The organism is Roseateles koreensis, assembly GCF_028595305.1.
Lineage (GTDB): Bacteria > Pseudomonadota > Gammaproteobacteria > Burkholderiales > Burkholderiaceae_C > Paucibacter_A > Paucibacter_A koreensis.
Genome location: NZ_JAQQXS010000002.1, coordinates 244,131 through 263,586, shown reverse-complemented (window position 1 = coordinate 263,586; position 19,456 = coordinate 244,131). Strand labels below are relative to the sequence as shown.

The window sequence follows — 19,456 nt, the reverse complement described above, 5'->3', positions numbered from 1 at the left end:
TGCAAAGCAGCATGGCCGGCTAACTTCCTCAGTCCACGGCGTGGGGTCTCTGTCGACCCGGCCTCACCGCAGGCTGCCGTACCGCTACACTTTCGCCACCCTCACGCACCCCATGGCCGCTACCCGCGCGCTTAGATTTTTCACTATGAATCCCGACGCCGGCAATTTATGGCGCGCACCGCGCTGGGCTTTGGCTGTATTGCTGGCCGCCCTGGGCATGATCGGCCCTTTTTCGATCGATACCTATTTGCCTGCCTTTTCGGGGATTGCCCGGGCCTTGGACGCCTCGCCTGTGCAGATGCAGCAGACGCTGTCGAGCTATCTGCTGGGTTTTGCCCTGATGAATCTGTTCCATGGGGCGTTGTCGGACTCATTTGGCCGCCGGCCCGTGGTGTTATGGGGCATGGCCGCATTCACGTTGGCGTCCGTGGGTTGCGCGCTGGCGGGCAGCATTGGGCAATTGGTGTTCTGGCGTACCGTCCAGGGCATGTCGGCGGGAGCGGGTATCGTGGTGTCGCGGGCCATCATCCGGGACATGTTTCCGCCATCCGAAGCGCAGCGGGTCATGTCGCAGGTCACCATCTTCTTCGGCGTGGCGCCAGCCATTGCACCCATGATTGGCGGATTTTTGTTTGTGCACGCTGATTGGCACAGCATTTTCTGGTTCCTGGTGTTGATTGGCTCCAGCCTGTTCATTGCCAACTGGCGTTTGTTGCCCGAAACCCTGCATGCCGAGGCGCGCCAGCCTTTCCATATTGGCCATCTGATGCGTGAATACGGTCGCTTGGTGACCAGCCGTCGCTTCATGTTGCTGGCACTGGCCAGCGGTATTCCGTTCAACGGCATGTTTTTGTATGTTCTGGCCGCGCCAGTGTTTGTTGGTGAACATCTGGGTTTGGCGCCCGCGCAGTTTTTTTGGTTTTTCTGCTTTTCCATTGGCGGCATCATGGGGGGCGCTTGGCTGAGCGGGCGCCTGGCGGGCAAAGTCAGGCCGCGTCAGCAGATTCGCTATGGCTTCGTCATCATGGGGGTCATATCGATCATCAACGTCAGCCTGAATTTGCTGTTGCCGCCGAGCCCGATCTGGGCCTTTCCGGTGATTTCGGCCTTTGCTTTTGGCTGGGCCTTGATGGTGCCGGTGGTGACGTTGTTGGTGTTGGACGAGGTGCCTGAGCGGCGCGGGCTCGCCTCGTCTTTGCAAGCCTGCATCGGCAGCGCAGCCAATGGCTTGGTCGCCGGTTTGGTGACACCGCTGGTGATGCACAGCACCGTGGCGCTGGCCTTCACGTCCATGGGCATGATGGGCATCGGCTTGTTGTCCTGGCAGACGATCAAGCGTGAGATGAACTGACTCTTGCCTCGGTGCTTCGCCCTAGCAAGGCACTATGGCTCAAGCCGAGGCCAAATCGTCCGATGTAAGAGCAGTCAGGCCACGGGGTGTGGCTGGGAGCTTTGCATGCATCATCATCGACAACACGGCCGGCGCAGCGGATGGCTTTTGCTGGTCTTGCTGGCCACTTTCGCGGCATCGATTGCGCCACGCGCCGTTCGCGCAGAAGAAGAATCGCTGGATGTCCTGCGCCAGCGCCTGGCCGAACGCCTGAGCACCAAAGAGCCCGCCGGGGCGATGAAGGTGTCCGGCAAGGCCGGCAAGACGGGGGCAAAGGCCGAAGGCAAGGGGGAGTCCAAGCCAGAAGGCAAGGGCGAACATGCCAAGGCCGAAGGGCACGCCATGCACTGGGGTTACACCGGCGAGGGCGCACCAGAACGTTGGGCTGCGTTGAACCCGGAGTACAGCACTTGCGCCATCGGCACCCGGCAAAGCCCGATCGACATTCGCGAGGGCATTCGTGTCGACCTAGAAAAGATTCAATTCGACTACCGACCCAGCAGCTTCTCGGTGCTGGACAACGGCCACACGGTGCAGGTGAACGTGGCACCGGGCAATTCACTGCAGATCATGGGGCGGCGGTTTGAGTTGCTGCAGTTCCATTTTCATCGTCCCAGTGAAGAGCGCATTAACGGCCGGCAGTTCGACATGGTGGCGCATTTGGTGCACAAAGACGGCGATGGGAAACTCGCAGTTGTGGCCGTTTTGCTGGAGCGGGGGCGCGATCAGCCGCTGATCCAGACCATCTGGAACAATCTGCCTCTCGAGAAAAACGAAGCACTCCCGGCACAGGTCAGCATCGACCTGAATCAATTGCTCCCGGAGGATCGCGCCTACTACACCTATATGGGCTCGCTCACTACGCCGCCTTGTTCGGAGGGCGTGCTCTGGATGGTGATGCGCCAACCGGTGCAGCTCTCCCTGAATCAGATCAACATCTTCTCGCGCCTCTACCCCATGAATGCGCGGCCGATTCAAAGCAATTCGGGCCGGCTGATCAAGGAGTCTTCCGGGCCTTGAGTGCCATCCCCGGCTCAGCGGGTATTTGAACTAAGGCGTTAGTTCGGCGGCGTCGGATGATCGCGCAGGCTGAGCCACTGATACAGGGTGTCGAATAATTGTTCGGCTACGACGGGCTTGGTCACATGGGCGTTCATGCCGGCGTCCAGGCAACGCTGGCGTTCATCGGCAAAGGCGTTGGCCGTCATGGCGAGAATGGGAATGTCGCGGCCGCGCTCCAGCCGACGAATCGCCCGCGTGGCGTCCAGCCCGTCCATGATTGGCATTTGCACGTCCATGAGGATCAATGCGTAGGCGTTCGCCGGGTTGTTCATCATCTCGACGGCGGCTTGCCCGTCAGGCGCGATGTCAAGCTCCAGCCCGGCGCTGCCCAGCAGGGCGATAGCGACCTCTTGATTGACCGCATTGTCTTCCGCCAGCAGCAAGCGGCTGCCGCGGAAAGGCGCCAAGCGGTCTCGTGCTGCGTGATTGCGAGCCATTGGCGCCGGCTTGGCCCCGGGTGTTGGGGCCAGCAACATGGTGCCGCTTTTGTCCAGCGTGAGCTGCAGCCAAAAAGTGCTGCCTTGGCCCGGCGTGCTTTGCATACCGACCTCGCCGCCCATCGCCTGCGCCAGGCGGCGGCAAATGGCCAAGCCCAGGCCGGTGCCGCCGTAGCGTCGGGTGGTGGAACTGTCGGCTTGCTCGAAATCCTGGAACAGGCGGGAGCAGGCTTCGGCGCTGATGCCGATGCCGCTGTCTTGCACCTCGATGCGCACCTGAGCTCGCCCACCGGTGTCATGTATCAACTGGGCCTTGACCCGGACAAATCCTTGCTCGGTGAATTTGATGGCATTGCCGACAAAGTTCAGCAGCACTTCAGAGATGCGTTGTGCGTCGCCCAGCAGCGCTTGCTGGGCCAGCGCCGGTTCGATTTCAATCTGCAAATCGAGTTGCTTCTCTGCGGCGCGCTCCGCGAGCATTCTGCGGACACCCTCCAACATCTGCGGCACATTGAATTCTGTGTGCGCAAGTTGCAATTTGCCCGCTTCAATCTTGGAAATGTCTAACACGTTGTTAATGACTCCCAGCAGGTGCTCCGCTGCTTCGGTCACCTTTTTCAGGCGGTCTTGCTGCTTGGGTTCCCGGGCTTCGCTTTGTACCAGATAGGTCAAGCCGATGATCGCGTTCATCGGAGTTCGGATCTCGTGACTCATATTGGCCAGAAATGCGCTTTTGGCACGATTGGCCGCCTCAGCCGCTCGACTGGCCAGGGCCAATTCCGCGGTGCGCGCCTCCACAAGTTCTTCAAGGTGGTTGCGATAACGTCCAAGTTCCAGTGCGTCACGGCGCTGCGCTGATATGTCCGTGACAAAGCCATGCCACAACACGCCGCCGCCTGCGTCTTCCGCCGCCTGTGCAATGGCGTTGCCGTACAGCCAACGTTCGGTGCCGTCGGTCTGCAGGGTTCGGAACTCCTGTTGCCAAGGTGTCAGGCGCCGTGCCGACTCCAGCAGGCTCTGCCGCACCAGCCCACGGTCTTGCTCGGCGATCTGCGTGAACCAACTGTCGGCATTGCGGCTCAGATCCGCGGCGTTGAGGTGAAAGAAGTCCTTGACCGCTTCGCTGACGTAGGTGAAGGTCAGGCGGCCGTCCGGTGCCATATGAAGTTGGTAGACCACGCCCGGCACGGTTTCAGCGATACCGCGCAGCCTCTCGATCAGCGTGCGCTGCGCGCTGAATTGCGTTTGCAAGGCATCGCGCATGTGTTCAAGGTGAAGGCCCAGTTGGCCAATTTCGTCGTTGCGTTTGTAGTTCAACCGGGTGCTGAAGCGGCCCAGCGCCAGATCGTTCGCAAATTGCCCCAGGTTTTGTAAGGGGCGCAGCAGGCGCTTGTTGAGCAGTAGCAGGATCAGGGCTAGCGATACGAGCAGTTGTCCCCCAACGGTAGCGCCATACAACCACCGTTGCCGGCTCAAGGTCTCTACGCTGAGTCGATCGTCCAGGGTGATCTTGATATGGCCGATGCGCTTGGCGTTTCGAGTGATATCGCGCTCGCCTGTCAGCAGCTTGCCCAGGTGCCGGCTCGGCTCGTTCATGTCAACGAAAACAGACTGCTGCGAGACGTCAGTGACTTGGACTGACACCACATCAGGCGACTTCATGATGGCCTGAACCACCTCGCGGGCAGCGACGGTGTCCAAGTTCCAAAGCAGCTCAGGCAAGCTGCTGGCCAGCACATCCAACTGGGCTTCGATGTTGCGCTGTTGAAATTCGGCGTTCACTTGCGACTCACGCCAACCAATCAACAGGCCACCCACGACGAGCGCGGGAAGCAGCAGGCCGATGCTGGCGCCCAGGGCGATGGCGACAAACAGGGACGAGGAAGATTTGTTGCTCAAAAGTGCCTCTCGACCTCTGGGTGCTGCGCGATTGAACCGGCGCAGGGCTTGGGGCAAGCGTTGCGACCGAAATAGGCCCGCCCAAGCAGGCGTTTTGTACAGCAATCGGAACCCGTACTAATTAGAGATTATGTCCATGAGCCCAGCAATGCAGTGCAAGCGCATGGATGAGGCCGAGAAGCGTCGCAATTTCGCGTCAGAACGTCTCCCAATTGCCGTCATCGACAGGGGCGCGGGATTGCGCGGTTTGGGTACTTGTCGATGCGGGTGCGGGCGACGATGCCGAGGCCATCGCGGTCTTGTTGATGCGTGGCGCCGGAGCCGGCTTTGTCGCTGGTGGTTTCACGCGGGGCGAGTTCATTGCCTGGCTTGCGGGTGGGCTTGCATGTGAGCGTGAAGGTGCAGCCCTTGCACCGGTCTGCATGGTGCGGTCATTTGTTCCCGCCAGCTGAAATCCCCGCACGATGTCGGCCAGTCGCAAGGCCTGGCCTTTCAGGCTTTCGGCTGCAGCGGCAGACTCTTCGACCAGCGCTGCATTTTGCTGCGTCATGCGGTCGAGTTGATTGACGGCTTCACCCACCTGGCCGATGCCTTGGGTCTGTTCGGTCGTGGCGGCGCCGATTTCGCTGATCAGGTCAGCCACCCGTTTGACTTGGGCCACGATGTCCGTCATGGAGGTGCCTGCTTCGCGTACTAGACGCGAGCCAACTTCGACCTTCTCCACGCTTTGCCCGATCAGCCCCTTGATGTCCTTGGCGGCTTCGGCGCTGCGTTGCGCGAGCGAGCGCACCTCGCTGGCCACCACGGCAAAGCCTCGGCCTTGTTCACCGGCCCGGGCGGCTTCAACGGCGGCGTTGAGCGCAAGGATGTTGGTCTGGAAAGCGATGCCGTCGATCACACCGATGATTTCGGAGATTTTGTGCGAGCTGCTGCTGATCTCTTCCATCGTGCTCACGACTTGGCCCACCACTTCGCCGCCGCGTCCGGCCGCCGCACTCGCGGAGCCCGCCAGTTGGGTGGCAGTGTGCGCAATGTCGGCGTTTTGTCGAACCGTGGCGGTCATCTCCTCCATGGAGGCCGCTGTTTCTTCAAGATTGGAGGCCTGTTCTTCGGTGCGTTGAGACAGATCCGCATTACCCGTTGCAATCTCCGCTGAGCCTGTGGCAATGGATTCCGAGCTGTCCCGTACCTGAGACACGATACCGGCCAGCCCCTCATTCATGCCTTTCATGGCTGCCAGCAGGTCTGAGATTTCATCGCGGCCTTGCGGCGTGATCTGGTGGGTCAAATCGCCCCCTGCCACTGCATTGGCCAAACGTGCCGCATCGGCAACGGGCTTCACGATTGAGCGCGTGATGACCACTGCCAAAAAAACGGCCACAGCTGCAGCTGCCAAGCCGACCAGTACGCACGCGATTCTTACGTTTTGAGAGGTCTGCTGGGCCTTTTTAAATTCATCGGCCGCAACATCGACCTGCAGTTGCACCAGTTTGGAAAGTAAATCACCCGCAGTCGCGCCCAAAGGCTGAATTTTTGCCGCGTACATTTGCGCAGCCTCTTCAAGTTTGCCCGCAGCAATGGCGTCTCGGGCGGCAAGCAGCCCCTCTTTGACATAGGCGGTTCTGGCGGGCACAAAAGCGTTAACCAACTTCTTTTCTTCCTCGGTCAGTGCGGTCGCTGCGTAGGTACTCCAGGTTTTCGACACCTTGTCGATATTGGCGCGTAACTCGGAATTGCCTTGTTCCAGCGTCGCCGGCGCGGGGTCGCGCATGATTTCCATCACCACGATGCGGTTGCGCATCATGAGGTGGTCAACTTGCGCCAGTTGCCCAAGGGCCACTGTGCGGTCTTCATAAACTGTCTTCAAGCCGCCCTGGGCCTGGCTGACGCCAAACAGGCCAACGGCGGTGACCACCGCCAGAAACAGGATCAAGCTGCCGAAGGCCAAGCCCAGACGCGGGCCCAGTTTCAGGTTGCGAATTGAATTCATGAGGACACCTATTTGTGGATTTGCCTGCATGGCAGGCGTGCCGAAGCGAAGCGTCTTTGCGCTGTAAAGAAGAGGCTCTGTCAGCCGTCGTAGGGCCCGCGTCGTCGCGCCATGAGGGGGAAGAGATGCCAGATCGGTGTTGCCGCTGGATTTGGTCGTTATGGTATCGACACCCGAGCGGTTGGCGTTCGAAATATTGGGTGAAAAGGCCCTCAAAAGTCTGTCTATTTCGAACTTTTCATGCGCAATTGGCGTGTCAGCGCTGCGGCGACTCCCTCGGGGGCAATGGCCCGGCGCAGATGCATTGCGCCTGAATCTAACTCGGTGCCAGTGCGGTAACGCCGCAACGTCACACCTCTGTCAGAGGGGCCGTGAATCTGCGAAAATCGAGGGTTTTTAAGGATGCGCAGGCCGGTTTGCGCAGGCATGAAACAATCGAGGGTCAGCGTGTTGGCCCTCCGTGGGTGGCGCTTGCTGCGATAGCCCCGAATTTTTCCAAGAACCCAGACCATCACATGAGTGCATTTCTTGAAGAAACCGTGACCAGCGTTCATCACTGGACGGATCGACTTTTCAGCTTCACGACCACGCGGGATCAGGCTCTACGCTTCTCCAACGGCCATTTCACGATGATTGGCTTGCGGGGCGAGAATGGCAAGCCCCTGCTGCGCGCCTACAGCATCGTCAGCGCCAACTACGAGGAGCATCTTGAGTTCCTGAGCATCAAGGTGCAAGACGGCCCCTTGACCTCGCGGCTTCAACACATCAAGGTGGGTGACAAGATTGTGGTCGGGCGCAAGCCCACGGGCACCTTGTTGATCGACTATCTGCTGCCCGGGAAAAACCTGTACTTGCTGGGCAGCGGTACCGGCTTGGCGCCGTTCCTGAGCATCGTGCGTGACCCCGAGACCTATGAGCGATTTGAAAAAGTCATCATCGTCCACGGCGTTCGCGAAGTCGCTGAGTTGGCCTATCACGACTATTTGACTGACGAATTGCCCAAGCATGAGTTCCTGGGTGAGATGGTGAGTCGGCAGATGCTGTATTACCCGACGGTGACTCGCGAGCCCTTCCGTAACCAGGGGCGCATCACCACCTTGCTGGAAACGGGCAAGCTGCAGGCCGATCTGGGTCTGCCGGCCTTCAATCCGAAAGACGACCGCGTCATGATCTGTGGCAGCCCAGGTTTGCTGAAGGACCTGAAGCACGGCCTGGAAGCGCGCGGCTTCAAGGAAGGCAGCACCACGACGCCGGGCGACTACGTGATCGAACGAGCCTTCGTCGAGCAATAAGCCAGGACGCTCAAGCAGCGAATCGGGAGATTCGCTGCGAGCTTGGGCGGGATCCGCCTGCGGCGGGCCCTATGGCGGGCCGCGCCAGGTCACCCTGCTATGCCAGGGCAATGCCAGTCACAACGCCGGCGCTGGCATTGCGACCCGGCACGCACAGATAACTCCTACTTGATCTGCACGCACGCCGCATTTTCTGATCGGCGTGCGCTGCTGCGTTGTCGGGCGCCGAGTTCATCTTCCACTTGCAGACAGTTTTGCAAGTCCTTAATTTTGAACGAATTTGTCTGTAAAAAAGTTCTCAGAAAGCTATTCTAAGTACTTGATTTCATTGGAATTTTTTGCGAATTTGGCTTGACCTTGTGTGGTTCGGTAAGTAAAGTGGTGAAAAGTGTACTTTGGTGGGTCGCCGTGGCGAATTTTGTGTTTCAGGGGGCTTCGTCCTTGGCAATGGATGCCAAGGGGCGCTTTGCCGTCCCAACACGCCATCGTGAGGTGCTGCAGGCGCTGTGCGCCGGGCAGATGACCATCACCCGCCACCCGGAAGGCTGCTTGATGGTCTTCCCTCGGCCCGCCTGGGAGGCGTTTCGCGATCGCATTGCGGCCTTGCCCATGTCGGCCTCGGGTTGGAAGCGCGTTTTTCTGGGCAATGCCATGGATGTAGAGATCGACAGCGCGGCGCGCGTGTTGATTTCGCCTGAATTGCGAGGCGCAGCGGGCATCGAGCGCGACGTCATGCTGCTGGGTATGGGCAGCCATTTCGAACTCTGGGATAGCGCCGCCTATGCCCACCACGAAGCCCAAGTCATGCAGTCCGAACTGCCTGACGCCCTCAAGGATTTCAGCTTCTGATGGATACCTCGCCCGCGCAGTTTTCCCACACCACAGTGCTGCTGCATGAGACGGTGGAGGGCGTGTTGACCTCGCCCGATGGCATTTATGTCGATGGCACCTTCGGGCGCGGCGGGCATTCGCGCCTGCTGCTGTCCAAGCTGTCGCCGCAGGGTCGATTGATCGCCATCGACCGCGATCTGGAGGCCATCGCTGCCGCCACCGAAGGAGAGGGGCGTATCGCCGACGCGCGCTTTTCCATCATCCACTCTGGTTTTGCCGACATGCGGGCGCAGCTGGCGGCCCGGGGTGTTGAGCAGGTGCAGGGTGTGCTGCTGGACCTGGGGGTTTCCAGCCCGCAGATCGACAACCCGGAGCGTGGTTTCAGCTTTCGTTTCAACGGACCGCTGGACATGCGCATGGACACGACCCGTGGCGAAAGTGCCGCGGAATTCTTGGCTCGTGCAGACGAGCGTCAGATCGCGGAGGTCATTCGGAATTATGGGGAAGAACGGTTTGCTGTTCAGATTGCAAAGGCGATTGTTGCTCGCCGGGCAGGCGGGAGTCCCATTGGAAGCACCGATGAGCTGTCCGAGGTCGTGGCTCGTGCGGTCAAGACCCGGGAGTCGGGCCAAAATCCCGCAACGCGTACCTTTCAAGCTCTTCGGATTCATGTCAACGGGGAACTTGAAGAGCTAGAGCAGGCTTTGAGTGCGATGCTGGCCTTGTTGGCGCCCGGTGGGCGCATGGCCATCATCAGCTTCCATTCGCTGGAAGATCGCATCGTCAAGACCTTCATCGGCGGGCACAGCAAAGAGGTGCTGGACCGGCGTGCGCTGTTTGCTGCGCCCAAGGCACTGGCCTTGCAGGCCGTGGCGCGCATCAAGCCCAGCGAGGCGGAAGTGGCAGCCAATCCGCGCGCGCGCTCTGCCGTGTTGCGGGTGGCGCAACGCACCGACACGCCCCTGCCCGCAGAGCATCACAAACGGCGACGGGGTGAGCGTTGATGAGCCGCTGGGTCTTTGTGTTGCTCATGGCGGTGCTGTTCAGCGGCATGGCTTTGATCCACAGCGCCTACGACGCACGTCTGCTGTTCACCGAGCTGGACCGTGCCCAGGCCGAGGGCCGGCGCCTGGAGGCCGACGCCCAGCGCCTGCAGGCTGAGCGTCAGGCACAAGCCACCAATCTGCGCGTTGAGCAGGTGGCGCGTGAGCGTTTGCAAATGCGGGCCATCACGCCTGCCGTGATTCAAGGCGCGGATGACAAGGCGGCCTCGGCGCCCCGGACAGGAAAAGCGCCATGAAATTGCCAGGCGCCAAAAGCAAGGCCAAGACACGGAGCCGCACGAGCGATCCGTCGATGCGCGCTTTGAGCGCGCGCGGGGTCAATTATTCGACCAGCCCGCTGTTGGCCTCGAAGACACCGCCCTGGCGTTCGCGTTTTTTGGTGGCCTTGGTGGGTTTGGCGTTTGCGGGGCTGCTGGGGCGTGCCTTGTATGTGCAAGTCATTGGCACCCAGTTCTATCAAAAGCAGGGTGAGGCCCGTTACGCCCACACCGTCGAGTTGCCCGCCAGCCGTGGCCGCATTGTCGACCGCACGGGGCAGGTGCTGGCCGCCAGCGTGGCGGTGCCCTCGTTCTGGGCCATTCCGAAAGAAGTGGATGCCGACCCCGAAAAGCGTCGGGCGCTGGCCAAGATTCTGGGCTGGTCTAACGCTGAGTTGGAGCGCAAGCTGGACCCGGCGACCAAATTCGTCTGGCTGCGCCGTCAAGCCGACGACAGCACGGCTGAGGGCATCAAGGCGCTGGGCCTGAAGGGTATCTTTCAAGACCGCGAATACAAGCGCAAGTATCCCGAGGGTGAGGCCGCTGCCCATGTGGTGGGATTCACCAATATCGAGGAGCGTGGGCAAGAAGGCATCGAGCTGGCTTTCCAGAAAGAACTGCAAGGGCGCGATGGATCGCGCTCGGTGGTACGCGACCGCCTGGGCCGCGTGGTGGAAGACATTGGCGACCGCATCCCGGCGGTGAACGGGCGTGACATCGATCTGTCGGTTGATTCCAAGGTGCAGTTTTTTGCTTACCAGCGCATCCGCGATGCGGTGGCTGAGAACAAGGCCAAGGCCGGCTCGGTGGTGGTGCTGGACGTGCAAACGGGTGAAGTGCTGGCGCTGGCCAACTTCCCCAGCTACGACCCCGGTGAGCGCAAGAATCTCAGCGGCGCGCAACTGCGCAACCGCGCCTTGACCGATATCTTCGAGCCGGGCTCGACGATGAAGCCCTTCATCATTGCGCAGGCGCTGGAGACGGGCCGGGTCAAGCCAGACACAGTCATCTCCACAGCGCCGCACAGCGTCAACATCAACGGGTGGTCGCCAACGGATGCCCACCCGCATGGCGATTTGTCGGTGGAGCAAGTCATTCAGAAGTCCAGCAACATTGGCGCGGTCAAGATCGCCATGATGATGCCGGCGCGCGAGGAACATGAGTTATTCACCGCCATCGGCCTCGGACAGCGGCCGCAATTGAACTTCCCTGGGGCGATCACCGGCAAGCTGCGGCCCTACAAGAGCTGGCGGCCGATTGAGCAAGCCACCATGGCTTACGGTTATGGGCTGTCGGCATCCCTGTTTCAGCTGGCCCACGCGTACACCATCTTTGCCCGCGACGGAGAAATCATTCCCGTCACGATGACCCGCAAGGCGCCCGGCGAAGTGGTGACCGGCATCAAGGTGTTTTCACCCAAGACGGTGGTTGAAGTGCGCCATATGTTGGAGATGGCCGCGGGCCCGGGCGGCACCGCACCGCAGGCCATGGCGGCGGGCTACAGCGTGGGTGGCAAATCGGGTACGGCGCACAAGCAAGAAGGCAAGGGCTACGCCGGCAACAAGTACCGCAGCTGGTTTGTCGGCATCGCACCCATCAGCAAGCCGCGCATCATCGTGGCGGTGATGGTGGACGAGCCCAGCAATGGCGTCTATTTCGGCGGGGCGGTGGCCGGGCCGGTGTTCAGCCAAGTGGTGTCGCAAACGCTGCGCCTGATGGGGGTGCAGCCAGACCTCGAAGTCAAGCAGCAGATCGTGGCCAAGCAGCAAGCCGTGGCCGTGGAAGAGAGTTTCTGACAATGATGAGCCTGACACCTCCAGTGCACATCGCTCCACAAAGGCCGAAGCAAGGCCTCAAGGGCAACCGGGCAGTATTCGCATGTTGATGAAATTGAAATCCCATGAAGCCGCCGCGCGCTGGCTGCAGGAATGGACCACCGGTGTCTTGCATACCGACAGCCGTACCGTGCGCGCGGGCGATGCCTTCATCGCCTGGCCGGGTTATGCCCGTGATGGCCGTGAGTTCGTGGCTGGCGCCCTGGCCGCAGGCGCAGCCACCTGCCTGGTGGAAGACGATGATGTTGAGCGTTACGGATTTGTCGACGCACGTGTGGCCTCCTTGCCCGGCTTGAAGAGCAAGACCGGCTTGATCGCTGCGGCCTTCTATGGTGAGCCGTCCAAAGCGTTGCACGTGATTGCCACCACGGGTACCAATGGCAAAACCTCCACGGCCTGGTGGATGGCACAGGCCTTGTCTTTGCTGGATCAGCGCTGCGGCGTGGTGGGCACCCTGGGCGTGGGTGAGCCGCCCGTGCCGGGCGCCGCTGGCCCCGCATCCATCGAATACACCGGCCTCACAACGCCCGATCCCGTGCTCTTGCAGCAAGGTTTTCGGCGCATGGTGGACCAAGGCTTTGCGGCTTGCGCGATCGAGGCCTCCAGCATTGGCTTGAAAGAGCATCGCCTGGATGGCACCGTGATTCGCGTGGCCCTGTTCACCAACTTCACGCAAGACCATCTGGACTATCACGGCGGCATGGACGCGTACTGGGCCGCCAAGCGCGAGCTCTTCGACTGGCCCGGCCTGCAAGCCGCCGTGTTGAATGTGGATGATGCCAAGGGCGTGCAGTTGGCGCTTGAACTGGCCGGCAAGCTGGACGTCTGGACCTATGCCTTGAATGGCCCGGCCCGCCTGTCGGCTCATGCGCTGCACTACCGGGCGGGCGGCCTGGCCTTCACCTTGCGTGAGCAAGGCGGCGACGAGGCCCTGATTGAAACCGGCTTGATTGGCGACTACAACGTGGCCAATCTGCTCGCCGTCATTGGCGGCCTGCGCGCCCTGGGACACAGCCTGGCTGATGTAGCCCGGGTGGCAGGGCGCGTTACGCCGGTGCCAGGGCGCATGCAGCGCGTGGGCAATGGGCTGGAGCAGCCGCAGTTGGTGGTTGACTACGCCCACACGCCCGACGCGCTTGAAAAAGCCATCGAAGCTTTGCGCCCGCTGGCTGCTGCGCGCGGTGGCCGGTTGGGTGTTGTGTTTGGTTGCGGTGGCAACCGGGATCGCAGCAAGCGCCCGGCCATGGGCGGCATTGCGGCTCGGTTGGCCGATGCGGTCGTGCTCACCAGCGACAACCCCCGCCATGAGGCACCCGAGGCGGTGCTGGCCGATATCGAGGCCGGGCTGCCCAGCGGGGCTGCGTTGCAGAGTCAAGTCGAAGTGATCGTTGACCGCCGCACGGCCATTGACGGCGCCGTGCAGGCCGCTGGCAGCCGCGACGTGCTCTTGATTGCCGGCAAAGGCCATGAGGACTACCAGGAAGTGGCCGGCGTGCGTCAGCATTTTTCAGACGTTGAAGAAGCCCGCGCTGCCCTGATCCGGAGGGCGGGCCTGTGAGCGATGCCTGCCTGATGACCTTGGGCCAGGCCCATCAACTGCTGTTGGCCCAGGTGCCGCAAGCGGTGCTGTTGGGCGACCCGAATTTGCCGCTGCAGCGCGTGCACAGCGACAGCCGCAGCCTGCGCGCCGGCGATTTGTTTGTCGCCCTGCGGGGTGAGCGCTTTGACGCCCACGATTTTCTGCCGCAGATTGCGGCCCAGTTTCCCGACAGCAGTGTGGCCGTATTGGCCGAGCGCGGCTTGCTGGGTGCTGGCCTGCCGGGCATCCAGGTGCCCGATGCCAAGCGTGCGCTGGGCCTGCTCGCCCAGGCCTGGCGTGCTGGCAAGCAATTACCCGTGATTGCGGTGACCGGTAGTAACGGCAAGACCACCGTGACACAGATGATTGCCAGCATCTTGCGTGCCTGGCATGGCGAATCGTCACTGGCCACAGAAGGCAACTACAACAACGACATCGGCGTGCCGCTGACGGTGCTGCGCCTGCGTCAGGACGAAGCCGTGTGGCACCAGGCCGCCGTGATCGAGCTGGGCATGAATCACCCGGGTGAGATCGCGCCGCTGGCAGCAATTGCCCGGCCCACCGTCGCCCTTGTCAATAACGCCCAACGCGAGCATCAGGAATTCATGCAAACGGTCGAAGCGGCCGCGCGTGAAAACGGTGCCGCTCTTGCGGCCTTGGGCGACACCGGCGTGGCGGTGTTTCCCGCAGACGACGCTTGTGCGCCGATCTGGGCCGAGTTGGCGGGTGAGCGCGCCCATCTCAGTTTTGCCTTGCAAGGCCAAGCCGATGTGACCGGCTCCGCCCGCTGGATGCCTCAGCAGGGGCATTGGGCGCTGGCGTTGCGCACGCCTGCGGGCACGGCCCCCATCGAGCTATCAGTTGCGGGTTTGCACAACGTGCGTAACGCACTGGCTGCGGCCACTTGTGCCTTGGCGGCCGGCGCGCCGCTGATTGCCATCGTGCGTGGCTTGCAAACCTTTCGGGCCGTCAAGGGGCGTTCTCAACTCCAATCACTGACGCTCAAGGGGCAGCACGTTAACTTGATTGACGACAGCTACAACGCCAACCCCGACAGCGTGCGCGCCGCCATCGATGTGCTGGCGGCTTTGCCCGGTGCGTCCTGGCTGGTGCTGGGCGACATGGGTGAGGTGGGCGATGAGGGTCCTGCCTTCCATGCCGAGGTGGGTGCCTATGCGGCCCAACGCGGCTTGCAGTCCTTCTGGACCGTGGGCACTGCCGCGGCAGACGCGGGCCGTGCCTTTGGCCCGGGTGCACGCAGCTTTGCCGCTATGCCTGAGTTGCTGGCGGCCTTGGCCCAGAAAACGGATGGGCTGAGTGCCCAGAATATTTTGGTGAAAGGGTCGCGCTTCATGCGCACCGAACAAGTGGTGGCTGCTTTGCAGAAGATGTCCGAACAAGAAAAACAAGAAGAGGGAGGCAGTCATGCTGCATAGCCTGGCCCTGTGGTTGCAGAGTATCTACCCGGATTGGGGCTTTTTGCGCGTCTTTCAGTACATCACCTTTCGTGCGGTGATGGCGGCGCTAACGGCCTTGTTGATCGGACTGGCCTTTGGCCCCTGGGTGATCCGCCGTCTGACGGAGATGAAGATCGGCCAGCCCATCCGCGAATACGGTGTGCAGCAGCATCTGGCCAAAAGCGGCACGCCCACCATGGGCGGCGTATTGATCTTGATCGGCATCGCCGTATCCACCCTGCTGTGGTTTGACTGGACCAATCGCTTCGTCTGGGTTGTGATGCTGGTCACGCTGGGTTTTGGCGCGGTAGGCTGGGTGGACGATTGGCGCAAAGTGGTCGACAAAAACCCCGAAGGCATGCGCAGCCGTGAGAAGTTCTTCTGGCAATCGCTCATTGGTCTGGTGGCCGCGCTGTACTTGGCATTCAGCGTTTCGGAAACCTCTTTCCTGGGCGTGATCCAGCTGTTTTTCCGTTGGGTCAGCAGCGGCTTTTCAACCGATTTGCCGCCGCGGGCCGACTTGATCGTGCCGTTTTTCAAGACGGTGAGTTATCCGCTGGGCGTATTTGGCTTCATCGGCTTGAGCTACTTCGTGATCGTGGGCACCAGCAACGCGGTGAACTTTACCGACGGCCTGGACGGCCTGGCCATCATGCCGGTGGTGATGGTGGGCTCGGCGTTAGGGCTGTTCGCATATGCCACTGGCTCCTCGGTGTTTTCCAAATACCTGTTGCTGCCCTACATCCCGGGCGCGGGTGAATTGCTGATCTTCTGCTCGGCCATGGCCGGCGCGGGGCTGGCCTTTTTGTGGTTCAACACCCATCCAGCCCAGGTGTTCATGGGCGACGTGGGCGCCTTGTCTCTGGGCGGCGCGCTGGGCACCGTGGCGGTCATCACACGTCAGGAGATTCTGCTGGGCATCATGGGCGGCATCTTCGTGGCCGAAGTGTTGTCCGTGATGCTGCAGGTGACCTGGTTCAAATACACCAAGAAGAAGTACGGCAACGGCCGGCGCATCTTCAAGATGGCGCCCTTGCACCACCACTTCGAGAAGTCGGGCTGGAAAGAAACGCAAGTGGTCGTGCGCTTCTGGATCATCACCATGCTGCTGTGCCTCGTGGGCCTGGCCAGCCTGAAACTGCGGTAAGCACGCCCATGGACAAGCTGCAAGGTCAACACGTGCTGGTGCTGGGTCTCGGAGACTCCGGCTTGGCCATGGCCGTTTGGGTTGCTCGTTATGGTGCCCAGGTCAAGGTGTGGGATTCACGCGCCAATCCGCCCCAACTGGCCGCCTTGCAGGCAGCCTTGCCGGAGGCTACCTTCTTCAGCGGGGACTTGGTGCCGCTTGAACTGCAGGGCGTGCAACGCGTGCTGAAGAGCCCCGGCCTGTCGCCCCGTGACCCGCGCATTGAACCCTTGCTGAACCTGGCACACCAAACCGGCGTGCGGGTTGAAGGCGAGCTGGACCTTTTTGCCCAGGCGCTTGCCGCATTGAAGGCCGAGCAACACTACGCGCCCGCCGTGCTGGCCATCACCGGTACCAATGGCAAGACCACCACCACCTGCATGACTGCGCTGCTGGCCGAACGGGCCGGCAAACGCGTGGCCGTGGCCGGCAACATCGGCCCCAGCCTCTTGACCACCCTGTCGCAAGCCCTGGATCAGGAGCCGCTCCCGCAAGTGAATGTTGATGATGACGTTGATGCAGATGCAGATGCTCATGTCGACGCTGCGGTCATCACTGCTTTGCCCGCAACGCAAGAGCCTGCTGCCACTGAAGCTCAGGCCGCCTTGCAGGCAGTCGGCTCCGATGACTTGATCGAAACCACGCTGCCGGAGACGGCTGAGCCCGAGCCCGTGAACGACGCGGTCAACGAACCCGCGATCCCTGAGCAAACGACCATGGAGATGGTGGACGCCTTGTTGGACGAGGCGCCGCTGCCCATCAAGCCGCCACCGCCCAAAGGGCCCGTCTTCCAATTCTTGCCCGAGGTGTGGGTGCTGGAGCTGTCCAGCTTCCAGCTCGACGGCGTCAAAGGCTTCGAGCCCACTGCCGCTGCCGTGCTCAACATCACCCAGGACCATCTGGACTGGCACGCTGACATGACGGATTACGTGCGTGCCAAGACGCAGGTTTTTGGCCAGCAGGGCCTGATGGTCATCAACCGTAACGACCCGGTGGTGGAGGCCATGGTGCCCGCCCCCGTGATGGTCAAGCAAGGCCGTGGCCGCGCTGCCAAGGTGATGGGCCGCCGGGTCACGCGCTTCGGCCTGGACGCGCCGGACCGCCATGGCGATTTCGGCCTGGTGGAAGAGGGTGGCATGGCTTGGTTGGTGCGTGCCCGCGAGCAGGACGAAACCCTCAAGCGCAAGAAAAACGAAGACGAAGAAGAAATTACGCTGCAGCGACTGATGCCCGCTGACGCATTGCGCGTGCGTGGCCGCCATAACGCCGCCAATGCGTTGGCTGCGCTGGCCCTGGCCACGGCAGCCGACTGTGCCCTGGCGCCGATGCTGCATGGCCTGCGCGAATATCGCGGCGAGCCCCATCGCGTGGAGCATGTTGCCACGCTTGATGGCGTCGATTTTGTGGACGACTCCAAAGGCACCAATGTGGGCGCCACCGTGGCGGCGATTGCCGGCCTGGGGGCTGATCGTGCGCCGTCCAAGCTGGTGGTGATTCTCGGTGGCGATGGCAAGGGGCAAGACTTCAGCCCACTGGTGGCGGGCGTGAGCCGCCATGCCCGCGCCGTTGCACTGATCGGGCGCGACGGCCCACAACTGGCCGCCGCCCTGGCAGATTGCGGTGTGCCGCTGCAAGCGCACGACACGCTGGAGGCTGCCACCACCTGGAGCCTTGCGCAAGCGCAGAGCGGCGACACGGTATTGCTCAGCCCCGCCTGTGCCAGCCTGGACATGTTTCGCAACTATGCGCACCGCGCCGAGGTATTTGTGGCGGCCGTGCACGAGTTGGCCGCTGAGCGGGGGCTTTCAGCATGAGTACGGCCAGCACCCCGGTGAATTGGTTGCAAGCTGTCGGCCAACGCCTGCGCAGCCTGATGGACCGCGAGCCCGGGGGCGAAAACGTGCCGGTGCGCGACTGGGTTTCTACCTCGGCCGGGCAACCCACGCGCGTCCTTGGTTTGGATTTGACGCTGATTTGGGTCGTGCTGGTTTTGATGGGCCTGGGCTTGTTGATGGTGTATTCCGCCTCCATCGCCATGCCTGACAACCCCCGTTTCGCCCGGTATTTGCCCACGCACTTTTTGGTGCGCCATATCGTCGCCATCGCTTTCGGCTTGGTGGCCGCGCTGGTGACGGTGCAGGTGCCGGTGTCGAATTGGGAGCGCTGGGCACCGTGGATGTTCGTCACCGCGTTGGTGTTGCTGGTGGCCGTGCTGGTGCCCGGCGTGGGCAAGGTGGTGTACGGTGCGCGCCGCTGGTTGCCTCTGGGCGTGATGAATTTTCAGCCTTCCGAGTTGGCCAAATTTGGCATCGCCATGTACGCGGCCAGCTACATGATGCGCAAGATGGATGTGAAGGAGAACTTCTTCCAAGCCGTTTGGCCTATGGCGGTGGCGCTGGGCGTGGTTGGCGTGCTGTTGCTGGCGGAGCCGGACATGGGTGCCTTCATGGTGATCGCGGCGATTGCCATGGGTATCTTGTTTTTGGGCGGCGTCAACGGGCGCATGTTCTTCCTGATCGTTGCGGTGTTGATGGGCGCTTTCGTGCTGATGATCACCTTGAGCGACTTCCGGCGCGAGCGCATTTTTGCCTACCTGAACCCCTGGGACGACAAGTACGCGCAAGGCAAGGCATACCAACTGACCCACTCGTTGATCGCTCTGGGCCGTGGCGAGTGGTTCGGCCAGGGCCTGGGCTCCAGCGTTGAAAAACTGCACTACCTGCCCGAGGCGCACACCGACTTTTTGTTGGCGGTGATCGGAGAAGAGCTGGGTTTTGTCGGCGTCGCCGTTGTCATCGTTGGCTTCTTCTGGTTGTCCCGCCGGCTCTTCCATATCGGCCGCCAGGCGATTGCCCTGGACCGCGTTTTCGCCGGCCTGTACGCCCAAGGCATCGGCATCTGGATGGGTGGCCAGGCCTTCATCAACATGGGCGTGAATCTGGGCGCTCTGCCCACCAAAGGACTGACTTTGCCTCTGATGAGTTTTGGTGGCTCGGCGATTTTGATGAACTGCGTCGCCCTCGCCGTCGTCTTGCGAATTGATATTGAGAACAGACAACTCATGCGCGGAGGCCGCGCATGAAGGCCTGGAGCGCAGTGAAGGCCGTGACCGAAGGTACTTCGGTCGAAGGCTCGTTCCGGTGCAGGCTCATGTCGCGCAGCGACGTGAAGCGCGCC

At 61.7% G+C, this 19,456-nt stretch carries 14 protein-coding genes; 12 read left to right on the top strand and 2 right to left on the bottom strand.

Going from position 1 to position 19,456, the window contains the following annotated elements; translation table 11 throughout:
- The first annotated feature begins 145 nt into the window (after positions 1-145).
- Positions 146-1,351 carry a multidrug effflux MFS transporter gene (locus tag PRZ01_RS02950; protein WP_273595261.1) on the top strand — a complete coding sequence of 402 codons (1,206 nt, stop codon included), beginning with the start codon at positions 146-148 and terminating at the stop codon, positions 1,349-1,351.
- A 105-nt stretch (positions 1,352-1,456) separates the two neighbouring features.
- Entirely contained in the window at positions 1,457-2,410 is a 954-nt protein-coding gene (locus tag PRZ01_RS02945; RefSeq protein ID WP_273595260.1) for a carbonic anhydrase, read from the top strand.
- Positions 2,411-2,448: 38 nt separating this feature from the next.
- On the opposite strand, the gene PRZ01_RS02940 is transcribed toward PRZ01_RS02945, so the two are convergent.
- Both PRZ01_RS02940 and PRZ01_RS02935 read right to left on the bottom strand, forming a co-directional pair.
- The gene (locus tag PRZ01_RS02940; RefSeq protein ID WP_273595259.1) at positions 2,449-4,788 is read right to left on the bottom strand and encodes an ATP-binding protein; all 2,340 of its coding nucleotides are present in this window, start codon (positions 4,786-4,788) and stop codon (positions 2,449-2,451) included.
- Between the two features lie 196 nt (positions 4,789-4,984).
- Positions 4,985-6,778 (bottom strand): methyl-accepting chemotaxis protein, encoded by a 1,794-nt coding sequence (locus PRZ01_RS02935; protein WP_273595258.1) that lies wholly within the window; start codon positions 6,776-6,778, stop codon positions 4,985-4,987.
- Between the two features lie 515 nt (positions 6,779-7,293).
- On the opposite strand from PRZ01_RS02935, the gene PRZ01_RS02930 reads away from it, so the two are divergent.
- The 10 genes from PRZ01_RS02930 to ftsW all read left to right on the top strand — a co-directional run bounded on the left by PRZ01_RS02930 (position 7,294) and on the right by ftsW (position 19,361).
- The gene (locus PRZ01_RS02930; protein WP_273595257.1) at positions 7,294-8,070 is read left to right on the top strand and encodes a ferredoxin--NADP reductase; all 777 of its coding nucleotides are present in this window, start codon (positions 7,294-7,296) and stop codon (positions 8,068-8,070) included.
- A 420-nt stretch (positions 8,071-8,490) separates the two neighbouring features.
- Complete coding sequence (gene mraZ / locus PRZ01_RS02925) at positions 8,491-8,919, top strand: division/cell wall cluster transcriptional repressor MraZ (RefSeq protein WP_273595374.1); 429 nt, start codon at positions 8,491-8,493, stop codon at positions 8,917-8,919.
- The gene (gene rsmH / locus PRZ01_RS02920) at positions 8,919-9,905 is read left to right on the top strand and encodes a 16S rRNA (cytosine(1402)-N(4))-methyltransferase RsmH (RefSeq protein ID WP_273595256.1); all 987 of its coding nucleotides are present in this window, start codon (positions 8,919-8,921) and stop codon (positions 9,903-9,905) included. Before mraZ ends, rsmH begins: the two co-directional genes overlap by 1 nt.
- Positions 9,905-10,201, top strand: a complete 297-nt coding sequence (gene ftsL, locus PRZ01_RS02915) for a cell division protein FtsL (protein WP_273595255.1) — start codon at positions 9,905-9,907, stop codon at positions 10,199-10,201. Before rsmH ends, ftsL begins: the two co-directional genes overlap by 1 nt.
- Before the next feature lie 56 nt (positions 10,202-10,257).
- On the top strand, positions 10,258-12,018 hold the full coding sequence (locus PRZ01_RS02910; RefSeq protein ID WP_273595373.1) for a peptidoglycan D,D-transpeptidase FtsI family protein: 1,761 nt from the start codon (positions 10,258-10,260) through the stop codon (positions 12,016-12,018).
- A gap of 82 nt (positions 12,019-12,100) precedes the next feature.
- Positions 12,101-13,615: a UDP-N-acetylmuramoyl-L-alanyl-D-glutamate--2,6-diaminopimelate ligase gene (locus tag PRZ01_RS02905; RefSeq protein WP_273595254.1), complete on the top strand. Its 1,515-nt coding sequence runs from the start codon at positions 12,101-12,103 to the stop codon at positions 13,613-13,615.
- Positions 13,616-13,629: 14 nt separating this feature from the next.
- On the top strand, positions 13,630-15,072 hold the full coding sequence (locus PRZ01_RS02900; protein ID WP_273595372.1) for a UDP-N-acetylmuramoyl-tripeptide--D-alanyl-D-alanine ligase: 1,443 nt from the start codon (positions 13,630-13,632) through the stop codon (positions 15,070-15,072).
- Positions 15,062-16,240, top strand: a complete 1,179-nt coding sequence (gene mraY, locus PRZ01_RS02895) for a phospho-N-acetylmuramoyl-pentapeptide-transferase (RefSeq protein ID WP_273595253.1) — start codon at positions 15,062-15,064, stop codon at positions 16,238-16,240. The genes PRZ01_RS02900 and mraY overlap by 11 nt, the downstream gene beginning before the upstream one ends.
- Positions 16,241-16,248: 8 nt before the next feature.
- Complete coding sequence (gene murD / locus PRZ01_RS02890) at positions 16,249-18,093, top strand: UDP-N-acetylmuramoyl-L-alanine--D-glutamate ligase (protein WP_273595252.1); 1,845 nt, start codon at positions 16,249-16,251, stop codon at positions 18,091-18,093.
- Positions 18,090-19,361, top strand: a complete 1,272-nt coding sequence (ftsW, locus tag PRZ01_RS02885) for a putative lipid II flippase FtsW (RefSeq protein WP_273595251.1) — start codon at positions 18,090-18,092, stop codon at positions 19,359-19,361. Before murD ends, ftsW begins: the two co-directional genes overlap by 4 nt.
- Positions 19,362-19,456 lie beyond the last annotated feature (95 nt).